General features: G+C 72.7%; 12 protein-coding genes. 5 read left to right on the top strand and 7 right to left on the bottom strand.

Features of this window, described 5'->3' with window-relative positions; translation table 11 throughout:
- Positions 1 to 194 precede the first annotated feature (194 nt).
- The 4 genes from AB0D67_RS20090 (at position 195) to AB0D67_RS20075 (ending at position 2,884) form a co-directional block, all read left to right on the top strand.
- Positions 195 to 914: a PadR family transcriptional regulator gene (locus AB0D67_RS20090; RefSeq protein ID WP_362937425.1), complete on the top strand. Its 720-nt coding sequence runs from the start codon at positions 195 to 197 to the stop codon at positions 912 to 914.
- Between the two features lie 129 nt (positions 915 to 1,043).
- Positions 1,044 to 1,718, top strand: a complete 675-nt coding sequence (locus tag AB0D67_RS20085; protein ID WP_362937422.1) for a class I SAM-dependent methyltransferase — start codon at positions 1,044 to 1,046, stop codon at positions 1,716 to 1,718.
- Positions 1,719 to 1,799: 81 nt separating this feature from the next.
- Entirely contained in the window at positions 1,800 to 2,234 is a 435-nt protein-coding gene (locus AB0D67_RS20080) for a CBS domain-containing protein (RefSeq protein ID WP_362937419.1), read from the top strand.
- Positions 2,235 to 2,440: 206 nt separating this feature from the next.
- Entirely contained in the window at positions 2,441 to 2,884 is a 444-nt protein-coding gene (locus AB0D67_RS20075) for an SRPBCC family protein (protein ID WP_362937416.1), read from the top strand.
- A 71-nt stretch (positions 2,885 to 2,955) separates the two neighbouring features.
- Here AB0D67_RS20075 and AB0D67_RS20070 read toward each other — a convergent pair whose 3' ends face one another.
- From AB0D67_RS20070 to AB0D67_RS20040, 7 genes are all read right to left on the bottom strand, one after another.
- Positions 2,956 to 3,540 carry an FxsA family protein gene (locus tag AB0D67_RS20070; protein WP_362937414.1) on the bottom strand — a complete coding sequence of 195 codons (585 nt, stop codon included), beginning with the start codon at positions 3,538 to 3,540 and terminating at the stop codon, positions 2,956 to 2,958.
- A 170-nt stretch (positions 3,541 to 3,710) separates the two neighbouring features.
- On the bottom strand, positions 3,711 to 4,454 hold the full coding sequence (locus tag AB0D67_RS20065) for a polyprenol monophosphomannose synthase (protein WP_362937411.1): 744 nt from the start codon (positions 4,452 to 4,454) through the stop codon (positions 3,711 to 3,713).
- Positions 4,454 to 6,187 (bottom strand): apolipoprotein N-acyltransferase, encoded by a 1,734-nt coding sequence (lnt, locus tag AB0D67_RS20060; protein ID WP_362937408.1) that lies wholly within the window; start codon positions 6,185 to 6,187, stop codon positions 4,454 to 4,456. The genes AB0D67_RS20065 and lnt overlap by 1 nt, the downstream gene beginning before the upstream one ends.
- A 598-nt stretch (positions 6,188 to 6,785) precedes the next feature.
- Positions 6,786 to 9,113 carry an AAA family ATPase gene (locus AB0D67_RS20055; protein ID WP_362937404.1) on the bottom strand — a complete coding sequence of 776 codons (2,328 nt, stop codon included), beginning with the start codon at positions 9,111 to 9,113 and terminating at the stop codon, positions 6,786 to 6,788.
- 363 nt (positions 9,114 to 9,476) lie between these two features.
- Positions 9,477 to 9,944, bottom strand: coding sequence for a winged helix-turn-helix transcriptional regulator (locus AB0D67_RS20050; RefSeq protein ID WP_362937401.1), 468 nt, complete (start codon positions 9,942 to 9,944; stop codon positions 9,477 to 9,479).
- 4 nt (positions 9,945 to 9,948) lie between these two features.
- Positions 9,949 to 10,467, bottom strand: a complete 519-nt coding sequence (locus AB0D67_RS20045) for a YbaK/EbsC family protein (protein WP_362937398.1) — start codon at positions 10,465 to 10,467, stop codon at positions 9,949 to 9,951.
- Entirely contained in the window at positions 10,437 to 11,363 is a 927-nt protein-coding gene (locus AB0D67_RS20040; RefSeq protein WP_362937395.1) for a DMT family transporter, read from the bottom strand. The genes AB0D67_RS20045 and AB0D67_RS20040 overlap by 31 nt, the downstream gene beginning before the upstream one ends.
- Positions 11,364 to 11,444: 81 nt before the next feature.
- Here AB0D67_RS20040 and AB0D67_RS20035 point away from each other — a divergent pair, with 81 nt between their 5' ends.
- Positions 11,445 to 12,371, top strand: a complete 927-nt coding sequence (locus AB0D67_RS20035) for a LysR family transcriptional regulator (RefSeq protein WP_362937392.1) — start codon at positions 11,445 to 11,447, stop codon at positions 12,369 to 12,371.
- Positions 12,372 to 12,533: the final 162 nt, after the last annotated feature.

The raw sequence follows: 12,533 nt of genomic DNA, 5'->3' as shown, positions 1-12,533 counted from the left end.
AGGGACCTACGGATTTCCGGGCAAGAAGAAACCCCCTGGTCAACAGGGGGTTGTGCCCACACTCGCCCTCATTCGCACGCCTGTCCCCGTTCCTGCCCCCTCCCCCTCTCCATTCCGGGCTCCGGAGAACGGCCCTGGTCATTTTCATACTCGCGTGCGTATACTCGCAGACGAGTATGAAAGTGAGGGCGGACATGGCCAAGCGCCGCAAGGTGAGCAACATGCTCGGCCTGGCCGTGCTCTCGGCGGTCGTCGCCAAGCCGATGCACCCCTACGAGATCGCCTCGGTGCTGCGCGAGCGCGGCAAGGACCGGGACATGAGGATCAAGTGGGGTTCGCTCTACACCGTGGTGCGCAACCTGGAGAAGCACGGCTTCCTCGCCGTGGCCGGGACCGCCCGGGACGGAGCGCATCCCGAGCGCACGATCTACCGCATCACCGACGCCGGGCGCCGGGAGTACGCCGACTGGACCCGCGAGCTGCTCGCCGATCCGGAGCGGGAGCAGCCGAGGTTCGAGGCCGGGCTGTCGGTGATGGGGGTGATCCACCCGGACGAGGTGGCCGTCCTGCTGCGGCGGCGGCTCGACGCGCTGGAGCGCGAGATCGGCGAGCAGCGGGAGACGCTGGCCGGATGCACCGGAGTGCCGCGGCTCTTCCTCGTCGAGGCCGAGTTCGACCTGGCCATGCGCGAGGCCGAGGCGGCCTGGACCCGCTCGCTGCTGGAGGAGCTCGTCACCGGGTCCTTCCCGGACCTCGCGACGTGGCGGGAGTGGCACGAGACGGGGCAGGTGCCGGCGGAGATCGCCGCCCTCATGGAAGGGGACGGCCCGGCGGACCGTCCCGGCGGGAAAGAAGGCCGGCCCGCGAGGAGACCGGCCCGAGAAGAAGAGAAGGGACCCGGCGGGGTGCGGTAACACCGCCGCCGGGTCGTCGCCCTCGAACCGATGTCCGCGGAACGGAACCCGGCCACGAGGTGGCAACGGCAACGATAGCCGGGTTCTCCGGGGAGCGGTTCGGACACCCCATCCGAAACCGGAGGAATCATGGATAACACCCATCTCACCCAGACCCAGGCCCGGCAGATGGAGGGCGCGATGGCGCGGTGGTACGCCCGCCAGCGCGCCTCGGCCCCCCAGCTCGCCACCGTCCGCCGGCACGCCGCGCGGCTCGCCGGCGACCTGCCCGCCGGGGCCGCCGTACTGGAGGTGGCCCCGGGCCCGGGATACCTGGCCGTCGAGCTGGCCGGGCTCGGGTTCGCGGTGACCACGCTGGACCTCAGCCGCACGTTCGTGGAGATCACCGCCGAGAACGCCCGACAGGCGGGCGTACGCGTCGCCGTGCACCACGGCGACGCGGCCGACCCGCCCTTCACCGACGGGTCCTTCGACCTCGTCGTGTGCCAGGCCGCCTTCAAGAACTTCGGGCGGCCGGTCCGGGTCCTGGACCAGATGCACCGCGTCCTGCGCGACGGCGGGACGGCCGTGATCCACGACATGAACAGGGGCGCCTCCTCCGCCGACATCGACGAGGCCGTCGCCCTGATGAGGCTCACCCCGATGAACGCCCTCCTGACGCGGATCACCCTGAGAGGGCTCCGGAACCGCGCCTACTCCCGGGAGCGCTTCGAGGCCCTCGCGGCCGTGAGCGCCTTCGGGACCTGCGACGTCCGGGCCCAGGGGATCGACATCGAGGTCCGGCTGACCAGACGCGCCGCCTGACTCATCCGGCGAGCGGCGACTAGGCCGACATATGGGTATAAACCCCCTCGAAAGCATCGACCGACATCTCGGGGGGCCTCGATGAGCACAGCGGAAACCGGCAAGAAGGCTCGGGACGTGATGCACCAGGGCTGCAAATGCGTCGGTGAGCACGAGAACCTGCACACGGCCGCGCGGATGATGCGCGACATGGGCGTCGGCGCGTTGCCGATCTGCGGCGACGACGACCGGCTCAAGGGGATCATCACCGACCGCGACATCGTGGTGAAGTGCTGCGCCGAGGGCAGGGACCTCGAACGGACCACGGCCGGCGAACTGGCCCGCGGACTGGTGTGGGTGGACGCCGACACCAGCGTCGAGGAGGCGCTGAGCAAGATGGAGGAGCACCAGATCAAGCGGCTGCCGGTGATCGAGGACCATCGCATCATCGGCATGATCAGCGAGGCCGACCTGGCCAAGGAGCTGCCCGACGGCAAGCTGGCCGAGTTCGTCCACAGTATCTACGCACGTGCCTGACCGGGCCGCCCGGCAGGCGCGCGAGGGACCCCGGCCGGCCGGGGTCCCTCCTCGCGAGGACCACGAAGACCGGGCGAACCGGGAGATCTGACAGGTCCGGGAGATCCATGCGGACCGGATGGTGCGGGATCGGCGAGGAGAGGAAAGGGATCGCACATGCCCGAGACGAGCGCCGGGGGACTTCGCCCCGCCGGAGGTGTCCCCCGATGACCGACGGCGGCATCGGCGTGTCCGTGGAGGCCGACGCCCGCCCCGAGCGGGTGTTCGCCGTACTGACCGACTGGCCGCGCCACCGGGAGTGGATGGTCCTCACCCGGGCCCGGGTGACCGGCGGCGACGGCCGGAGCGCCGGAAGCCGTCTGGCGGCCTTCACCGGCATCGGCCGTCTCGGCTTCCTCGACACCATGGAGATCACCGAGTGGGACCCACCGCGGACCGTCGCGGTCCGGCACACGGGCGGGCTGGTGCGCGGCACCGGGGTCTTCCGGGTGCTGCCCCGAGACGGCGGGGGCAGCACGATCGTCTGGGAGGAGAGACTGGACCTGCCGCTCGGCGCGGCCGGGCGGCTGGGCTGGGCCCTGCTCAGGCCGCTGAACGCGGCGCTGTTCCGGCTCTCGCTGCGCCGCCTGGCCGCACTCAGCCGCCGGTGAGGCCGCGGCGCGAGTCGCGGACCGGGCCGGGCGCTTCCGCCGTCCCCGGCTCGGCTCCGCGTCCGCCGGGTTCAGCCGCCGGTGAGGCCGCGGCGCGAGTCGCGGACCGGGCCGGGGCCCGGCTCGTCGCGGATCACCTCTCCGTGGATCACCGGGCCGGAGCCGCCCGGACCACTCGGACCACCCGGGCCGCGCGTCCCGCCGAACGGCGAGTCCGCGCCCGTACCGAACGGCGAACCCGCGCCGAACGGCGAGCCGAGGACCGGCCCGGCGGCCGACCGGGCGAGGGTGCTGCGGACCCGGCGGGCGAAGAACCAGGCGCCCAGGCGGCGGACCAGCGGCCGGGTGAGGGGCAGCAGGCACAGGAAGCCCGCGATGTCGGTGAGGAAGCCCGGGGTGAGCAGCAGCATGCCGCCGGTGACGACCATGGCGCCGTCGGCGAGCTCACGCTCGGGCATCCGGCCGTCGCGCAGCGACTCCTGCAGGCCGCGCCACGCCCTGCGGCCCTCGCGGCGGACGATCCAGGCGCCGAGGAGGCTGTCCGCCAGCAGGAGGGCCACCGTGGGCCAGCCGCCGATGACCTGCCCCGCCTGGATCAGGACCCAGATCTCCAGGATCGGGACCACCAGGAAGAGCAGGAACAGCACTAAGCGCATCTTTTCCTCAACTCATGTGACAGCCGTACGACTGTGACAACGCGCCGGGGCGTCGCCGCGTTCCGCCGCGTTCCCCGGAGATCCTCCCGGGTCGTTCCGGGGGTCCCCCCGGGGTTCCCCCGGAGTCCGGACAGGAGCGCGCCCGGCACCCGGCGCCCGGTCCTCGGCGTTCAGCGCGAGCGGCGCAGGCGGCCGGGCAGCCCGGCCAGGCCCCACTGCATGATCCGCCAGAACGCCTCGATCATGATGCCCCGGCTCATCTTGCTGACCCCGGCGGTGCGCTCCACGAACACGATGGGCACCTCGGCGACGCGCAGGCCGTGGCGGACCGTGCGCAGTGTCAGGTCCACCTGGAAGCAGTAGCCCTGCGACTCCACGTCGTCCAGGCCGATCTTCTCCAGGGTGGCGGCGCGGTAGGCGCGGAAGCCCGCGGTGGCGTCGCGGACCGGGATGCCGAGCATCATCCGGGCGTAGACGTTGGCGCCGCGCGAGAGGAACTCGCGGGAGGCGGGCCAGTTGACCACCTCGCCGCCGGGCACCCATCGCGAGCCGATCACCAGGTCGGCCCCGCCGGCCAGCCGCTCCAGCAGCTTGGGCAGTTCCTCGGGCTGGTGGGAGCCGTCGGCGTCCATCTCCACCAGGACGTCGAAGCCCTCGGCCACGCCCCAGCGGAACCCGGCGATGTAGGCGGCTCCCAGTCCCTGCTTGCCGGGCCGGTGCAGCACGTGGACGTGGTCGTCGCCGGCCGCCAGCTCGTCGGCGACCGCCCCGGTGCCGTCGGGACTGGAGTCGTCGGCCACCAGCACATGCGCCTCGGGCACCGCGGCGCGCACCCTGCCCACGATCGCCGGGAGGTTCTCCCGCTCGTTGTAGGTCGGCACGACGACGAGCACCCGGCCCGGCATCCGCTCCATCACGCGTCTCCCACCTGCTGCTCGTCCCTCCCGCCCGCGGAGTGGGCAAGGTTGCGGATCCGGCGCGCCGCGACGGCGGCCACCGCGCCCGCACCCATAAGTATCAAGACCCATTCGGGCAACGCGCCAGCCCTGGTTGCGATGGTCTGTTCACTTCTGACCGGAACAGTCAGTACGTCCATCGCGGGGACCAGCTCGCCGGTGCGCCAGGTGACCTCGCCGTCCGGCGTCACGAGGGCGGAGATCCCGGTGATCGCCGAGGTCACCACCGCCCGGTTGTGCTCGACCGCCCGCAGCTGCGACATGGCGAGCTGCTGGGGCGGCAGGTTCGTCAGCGCGTAGGTCGCGTTGTTGGTCTGCACCACCAGGGGGGTCGCCCCGGTCCTCGCGGTGTCGCCGACGACGCCGTCGTAGGCGACCTCGTAGCAGTTGATCGCCCCGACGGTCACCGGCCCCACCCGGAGGTCGCCGTCGCGGGTGCCGGGCACCGACTGCTTGCCGACCAGGGCGGCCCGCTCGAACAGGGCGAACATGAGGTCCTTGAGCGGGGTGTACTCCCCGAACGGGACCAGCTTCTGCTTGTCGTAGTACGCCCCGGGCCCGCTGACCGGGTCCCACACGATGCTGCGGGTCGCCCGGCCGTCCTCACCGATCCCGACCACCGCGCCGACCAGCACGGGCACCCCGATGTCCCTGACGGCGTCGCCGATCTGGCGGCGGGCGGACTCACTGCGGTAGGGGTCGATGTCGGTGGAGTTCTCCGGCAGCACGACCAGGTCGGGTCTCGGCGTCCGGCCCTCCCGTACGGCGCGGGCCATCTCGTGGAGCATCCGGGTGTGGTTGCCCAGCACCACCGCGGGCTCGTCGCCCAGGAAGCCCATGCCGCGGCCGGGGACGTCGCCCTGGATGACGCCGATCCGGACCGTCCGGCCCTCGTCGCCGTGGCGGGGCACGGCGAACGCCGCGGCCGGCACGGCCAGCGCCCCGGCGAGCGCCAGCGCCAGCGGCGCCCGGGCCCGGCGCCCTCCCGGCCCCTGATCAGCCTCCGGTCCCGGCCCCGTCTCCGGGCCCCGTCCCGCCGGGGCGCCCCGCTCCCGGGTGCGCCCCTCCCGCGACGCCGGCCGCCACGCCGCCCGCAGCCGCAGTGCGGCCAGCGCGAGCAGCCCGCCGCACAGCGCCACCGCGAAGCTCACCAGCGGCGCCCCGCCGACGGCCGCGTACGGGGTGAGGACCGACTCCCCTTGGCTGAAGGCCAGCCGTACCCAGGGGAACCCGCCGAACGGGAACGAGCCGCGGGCCTTCTCCATCGCCACCCACAGCGCGGCGCTCCACAGGGGCCACAGGGGCAGCCGGGACACCAGTGCCGACCCGGCGGCCCAGGCCGCGTAGAAGAGGCTCTCGATGGCCGTCAGGCCCAGCCAGGCGTCGGTCCCGATCGGGCTCACCCAGTGCAGCGCGGGCAGCAGGAAGGCGAGGCCGAGCAACAGGCCCGGCCACGCGGCGCGGCGGGCGCGCAGGCCGTGCGCCGCGAGTACGGCGAGCGCCACGCCGAAGGGAGCCAGGAACCACAGCCCGAGCGGCGGGAAGGACAGGAACAGCAGCAGGCCGCCCGCGACGGCCGCCGCGGCGCGGCCGGACACCGGGCGGGCGAGGAGCGCGGCCCACCGGCGGGGCGGCTCCCCCGGCTCCCCCGGCGCGGCCGCCGGCGGAACGGCCGTCTTCTCCTGCACCACGGGCGCGGCTCTCCTTCGGGGCGTCGTGCGGGCACCGGACGCCCGGCCCCTCCGACCGGCCCGTCCGGCCCTTTTCCTAGCCCGAACGGTACCGCCACGGGAGCACGGCGAGGAAACCACGGTCCGGGAAACGGCCCGGAAGGTCAAAAAGGCCCGAAAGGCCCGGGACGCCTCCGGAAACGGCAACGGGGTGATCCCCGGGCGGACGGAGGCCCGCGGGATCACCCCGGCGCTTGCGACGCTCGCACGGGAGCGGGAAGAGGGCCCGGGCCGCCCTTCGGACCGGTTCCGTCCCGTCGGCGGCGGGCGCGGATTGCCGTTGTCTACTGGGTGCCCGGACCCCTCCTGGGTCCAACCCCCCGCCCGGAAGGGGTGCCCCGCCTCGACGGAACGCCGAACCTGCGCCTGGCTGTACGGACGGGGTCTCCCCCGTCACGGGCGCAGGAGGCGGCGATGTCGAAAGGCGGCCAACCGGTCAGTCCCGTGCTGGACTGGGCAGCAAACTACCGACCCCAGCGCAGATGTCAACCGTGTCCCTAACAGCGGAAACATCAAGTTTCCGCAGCTGGGACAGGATCGGCGAGAGCCGTCAATGGTCTCATGTGATCCGATGTACCTCAAGTCGAGAGAGCGCCCCGGGCAGCGGGCCGTCGTGGACGACGCCAAGGCGGCGGGTCGCCCTGGTCAGCGCGACGTAAAGATCGCTGGCTCCGCGTGGCGACTCCCCCAGGATCGTCTCCGGATCCACCACGACGACCGTGTCGAACTCCAGGCCCTTGGCCTCGGCGACGGTCAGGACGGCCGCCGGGGCGTCCAGCGCGGCGGCCCCGGGCGTGGTGGCCGCGCCCGGGACCGCCCCCGTGACGAGCTCGCCGTACTTCTCCCGGCCGGTCTCCGGGACGATCACCACCGTGCGGCCCCCCTCCGCGACCTCGGCGGCGACCAGGCCGGGCAGGCGGTCCGCCGGGGAGGCGGCCCAGGGCCGGGCGCCGGTCTCGCGGACCGAGTCGGGCGCGCTCAGGCCGGGGCCGACCAGGGCGAGCACGTCCGCCGCCACGACCATCAGCTCGGCCGGGGTGCGGTAGTTGACCGTGAGGGTCTCCTGCCGCCAGCGGTCGGCGACGTACGGGCCGAGGACGTCGCCCCAGGAGCGGGCGCCCGCCGAGGAGCCCGTCTGCGCGAGGTCGCCGACGATCGTCATCGACCGGCTGGGGACGCGGCGCATCACCATGCGCCAGTCCATCGCCGACAGCTCCTGGGCCTCGTCCACGATGACGTGGCCGAACGCCCAGGTCCGGTCGGCCGCGGCGCGCTCGGCGGTGGTGAGGTACACCTCGTCGCCCAGGTGGCGGGCGGCGAACCTCTCGGCGTCCATGACCTCCGCCAGGCCGGTCAGCTCCAGCACCTCTTTGGCGTAGGTGAGCTGGTGCTGCCGCTCGTCCTGGGCGGCGGCCCGCGCCAGGGCCTGCTCCTCCTCGGCGAACCACGCCCCGGCCCGCAGCACCGCCGGGTCGATGTCGCCGAGCAGCTCGGCGGCCTCGTCCAGCAGCGGCACGTCGGAGGGGGCCCACCAGTCCTCGCCGCGCCGGGGCGGCTCGCGCAGCAGCAGCTCGCGCTCGGCGGCGTCCAGCAGCCCGCCCGCGGCGTACTCCAGCCGCTCGCGCGAGGTGAACAGCCCGACCAGGAGCTGGCGGGGGGTGGTGTAGGGCCACAGCCTGTTCAGCGCGGCCTTGACGGGCTTCTCGGTGCGCAGGTCCTCGCGGATGCCGGCCAGCTCGTCGTCGTCGATCACGCCCTTGCCGAGCTGCTTGGCCATCTGCCGGGCGAGGATGTTGAGCAGGTGGCGGACGAACACCGCGCGGGCCTCGTTGTGCGGCCTGCCCGAGCGGGCGGCCCGGTTGCGCGCCGCCTCCAGGGCCCGGCCGTCGAGCCTGAGGACACGGCCGTCGAGGCGGATCTCGACCGGTTTGCGCGGCACCCGCTGCCGCTCCCGTACGGCCCGCGCCACCACCTGGACCATGCGCGCGTCGCCCTTGACCGCGGCGGTCTCCGGGCGCTCCCGGACGGTGGGGACGAGCCCGGGGTACAGCCCGGCGACCGTGGACAGCAGCACGTCGGTCTCGCCCAGTGAGGGGAGCACCTGGTCGATGTAGCGCATGAAGGTGGAGTTGGGGCCCAGGATGAGCACGCCCCGGCGGGCGAGCCGCTCCCGGTGGGTGTAGAGGAGGTAGGCCGCCCGGTGCAGGGCGACGACCGTCTTGCCGGTGCCGGGGCCGCCCTGCACGACCAGCACGCCGTCCAGATCGGAGCGGATGATGCGGTCCTGCTCGGACTGGATGGTCGCCACGATGTCGCGCATCCGCCCGGTCCGCCGGGCGCCGAGGGAGGCCAGCAGCGCCGCCTCGCCGTTGAGGGTGGCGACGTCCTCGTCGGTGAGGCCGTCGAGGTCGAGCAGGTCGTCGTCCACCCCGACCACCGTGCGCCCCTTGGTCTGCAGGTGGCGGCGGCGGGTGACGCCCATCGACGCGGCGGGGGTGGCGCCGTAGAACGGCTGGGCCACCGGCGCCCGCCAGTCGATCAGCAGCCGGCGCTGGTCGTCGTCGGCCAGGCCGATGCGCCCGATGTAGAGGGTGCTCTGGTCGCTCTTGTCGAGCCGCCCGAAGCACAGGCCGTTCTCGACGCCCCACAGGCGGCCCAGGCGTTCGGCGTACATCCCGGCGAAGCTGTCGCGCTCGGAGCGGTTCTGGTGCGTGCCGCCGCTCCCGCCCTGCGCGAGCACCTCGTCCAGCTGCCGCTGGGTGCGCTCGCGGAGCACGTCGAGCCGCTCGTAGAGAGCGGAGACGTATTCCTGCTCCCGAGCGACCTCGTGTTGACGGACGGTCGCCGATCCATTATTGTTGATGCTAATGGGATGCTCCGGGCTCATTTGGCTTTTGTGTGACTATTGTGACAGCCAGCCATCTTAGCAGCATCGTTGAGGAACCCGCCTCCACACAGCGATCACAGCTTGGTCTCGCCACCTCCACCCGTTCTCACGGTACGGCTCGCCGCGCCTTCCTCACCGCACACGCGGGAAGGACCGTGAGCCCGTGAAGGACGGAGAAGGACCATGAGGACCATGAGGACAGCGAAGGACCGCGAAGGACACGGTGGGCCGTACGAGGCTCCGTGAGACCCTGCAGGCTCCCGTGAGGCCCGGCCGGACCCGTGGAGCGCCATGGGGCCCGGCGGGGCCGAGGCGAGGCTGAGCGGCCACACGGGGCCCGGCGGGCCCGGCGGACGGGCCGGATCAGGCGCCCCCGGCGGTCCCGCCGCCCGGCGGCTCCGGGGTCCGGTGCTCGTACGGCGTGCTCAGCACGACCGTCGTCCGGGTCGAGACGTTGGCGGCGGTGCGGATCTGGCTGAGCAGTTCCTCCAGCACCGTCGGCGACGCCACCCTGACCTTGAGGATGTAGCTCTCGTCACCGGCGACACTGTGGCACGCCTCGATCGCGGCCAGATGGGCCAGCCGGTCGGGGGCGTCGTCGGCGGCGGCCGGGTCGATCGGCTTGATGGACACGAACGCGGTCAGCGGGAGCCCGATCGCCTCGTAGTCGACCAGTGCGGCGTATCCCCGCACCACCCCGCGTTTCTCCAGCCGGCGCACCCGCTGGTGCACCGCCGACACCGACAACCCGGTCTCCTTGGCGAGGTCGGTGAAACTCATCCGGCCGTCACTCGCCAGCAATGTCACGATTCGGCGGTCGATCTCCTCCACGCGGTCAACGGTATCGGCACCCGGCTCCTCTCGCGCCGGGGTCCGCGATGCGTTCGACACGCGGCCGGGCGAGTTCGGCGTAGTCGGCGCCGGAGATGACGAGCGAGCGGTCGAGGCGTGCCGCGTTGAAGTACAGATACTCCTGGGCGATGACGTCCGGGTCGGCGACCAGTTCGAGCTCGGAGGTGAAGCTGAACGGCAAGACGGTGCCGGGGACGGTCCCGGCCAGCCGTTCGGCGGTGGCCGGGTCACTGAACCCGACATAGCGGGCAGCGAACAGCGCCCGGACGGCGTCGAGGTCCACCCGCCGGTCTCCGGGGACGACCGCGAGCACATGACGGGTGGTCCGCCGGTCCGCCTTGACCCGCAGGACGATGCACTTCGCCGCCTGGTGCACGGGGTGCCCGCGGAGGGCGCTGACCGTCTCGGTGACGCCTTCCGAGTCGTGGTCGATGAGCCGGTAGGGGGTCGCGGTGGCGTCGAGCAATGCCATCAGACGGCGGTAGGTGTCGTGTCCGGGCATACGATCTCCTTCTTCACAGTGGCACGGTGGGCGCGTTCCACGGCTTGGCCCCAGTAAGTCCCGGCGACCATGAGTGTCGCGCCGAGGGTGGTCAGGACGGTGAGCCGTTCACCGCCAAAACCGATTCCGGTCGCGACGGCCCAGATCGGCTCGGTACCCAGCAGGAGGCTGGCCCGACTGGCGGAGGTGCGTTGCACCGCCCAGGTCTGGGCGAGGAAGGCGAACACGCTGCAGAACAGCGCCAGGTAAACCAGTCGGCCCCACGTCGCGGCGTCGCCGTGAGCCGGCACGCCCGAATGGGCGGACGCAGGTACCAGGAAGAGCACCGAGCCGACGACGGTTTGAACGGCGGTCAGGTGCAGCGGGCGTACGGCGTGTCTCGCGGTCAGCCGGCCGACGAGCGCGACATGTCCTGCCCGGACCACGGCGGCGGCGAGCATCAGCAGATCACCGATTCGAGGTGCGTGCAGGCCCGTGTCGGCCATGAGGAGCCCGACGGCCAGGACGCAGACGCCGGCGGCGGCGAAGAACGCCGGGGGAAGCCTGCCGAAGCCATCGGCACGGTCCAGCAGCGGCGTCAGCACGATGGTCAGGCTGATGATCAGCCCGGCGTTGGCGGCGCTGGTGTGCGTCACCCCGTATGTCTCCAGCGCCAGGACGGCCGCCTGGGTGACGCCGAGCGGCATCCCGGCGCGGATCTCCTCGCGGGTCCACCGGCGGGACGCCCGGCGGGAAACGACGAGAACGGTGCAGACGAGTGCGGAGATCACGTACCGGACGAACAACACTGTCAGGACCGGCAGGACGGAGGTGGCCGACTTCGCCGCCAGATAACTGGAACCCCAGACGATGGCGACGAGCAGCAGCACCGCGTCGACGCGGCGGGTTTGGGGCATGGCCCCACGTTGCCCCATGGGCGACACTGAAGTACAGAACCGGTTTCTGCAATGACCCTTTAGTTCTTCTACACTGAAGGTGTGGACACACGTCAGCTGCGAATACTGCGGGAGTTGGGGGAACTCGGCAGCGTCACCGCGGTCGCCGAGGCTCTGCTGGTGACGCCATCGGCGATCTCCCAGCAGCTACGGCTGCTGCAGCGCTCGATCCCCGTCCCCCTCACCGAACGCGACGGCCGACGGGTGGTGCTGACCGACGCCGGGCAGGCCTTGGCCGCCGCCGCGATCGAGGTGGAGATCGCCCTCGTCCGGGCGCGGCACGCCATCGCCGACTTCGCCGAACGACCGGACGCCGAGGTATCGGTGGCGGCGTTCCACAGCGCGGCCGCGACCTTCTTCCCGCTCCTGCTCCACGCCCTGACCGGGCCCGGCCGCCCAGACCTGGCCCTCGCGGACGAGGACGTCGCGCAGGACCGCTTCCCTCTCCTCACCCGCGGCTACGATCTCGTGCTCGCCCACCGGCTCGACCACACACCCGCGTGGCCGCGCACCGTGACCGCCACCACGCTGTTGCATGAGCCACTCGACGTCGCGCTTCCGGTTGGCCATCCCCTGGCCGGGAAACGACGGCTCTCCCCGCACGACGTGGCCGACCAGCCCTGGATCACCGTGCACGACGGCTTCCCGCTGATGGCCACGGTCGAGGCCATCGCCACCGTCGCCAACCGCCGGCTCGACATCGTCCACCGCATCAACGAGTTCTCGGTGGTCGCCGAGGCCGTGGCCGCCGGCGGCGGCTTGGCGCTGATGCCCCGCTGGACCGCCCGCGCCCACCCCGGGGTGACCCTGAGGCCACTCAGCGGCGTGCACGCCCGGCGTCACATCGATGTGCTCCATCGTCCCGAACGAACCGCGCGCAAGGCCGTCCGGACCGTGCTCACCGAACTGCACCGCGCCGCCGCGGACATCCGGGACCGGGACGCCGGCGACCACAGGACGGACCGGTAGAGGCGGCGGACGGCTCAGCCGGTCTCGGCCGCCGCGCCTTCGGTGCCCCCCTGGCCACGCAGGCCGCCCGTGCCCTCCGGGCCACCGGCCTCCGCCCGCGCCGCCTTCCCGTCCACCGCGGTCCCGGCGGAGGGCTTCGCGGTCTCACCGGGGGACGCCGGA

Origin of the sequence: Streptosporangium sp. NPDC048047, assembly GCF_040653115.1 — a bacterium.
GTDB lineage: Bacteria > Actinomycetota > Actinomycetes > Streptosporangiales > Streptosporangiaceae > Streptosporangium.
This window is presented reverse-complemented; position numbering and strand designations above follow the sequence as displayed.

Coding starts and splice junctions, on each gene's coding strand:
- AB0D67_RS20090 (WP_362937425.1), top strand. CDS start 195: ATGGCCAAGCGCCGCAAGGTGAGCAACATGCTCGGCCTGGCCGTGCTC.
- AB0D67_RS20085 (WP_362937422.1), top strand. CDS start 1,044: ATGGATAACACCCATCTCACCCAGACCCAGGCCCGGCAGATGGAGGGC.
- AB0D67_RS20080 (WP_362937419.1), top strand. CDS start 1,800: ATGAGCACAGCGGAAACCGGCAAGAAGGCTCGGGACGTGATGCACCAG.
- AB0D67_RS20075 (WP_362937416.1), top strand. CDS start 2,441: ATGACCGACGGCGGCATCGGCGTGTCCGTGGAGGCCGACGCCCGCCCC.
- AB0D67_RS20070 (WP_362937414.1), bottom strand. CDS start 3,540: ATGCGCTTAGTGCTGTTCCTGCTCTTCCTGGTGGTCCCGATCCTGGAG.
- AB0D67_RS20065 (WP_362937411.1), bottom strand. CDS start 4,454: ATGGAGCGGATGCCGGGCCGGGTGCTCGTCGTCGTGCCGACCTACAAC.
- AB0D67_RS20055 (WP_362937404.1), bottom strand. CDS start 9,113: ATGAGCCCGGAGCATCCCATTAGCATCAACAATAATGGATCGGCGACC.
- AB0D67_RS20045 (WP_362937398.1), bottom strand. CDS start 10,467: ATGCCCGGACACGACACCTACCGCCGTCTGATGGCATTGCTCGACGCC.
- AB0D67_RS20040 (WP_362937395.1), bottom strand. CDS start 11,363: ATGCCCCAAACCCGCCGCGTCGACGCGGTGCTGCTGCTCGTCGCCATC.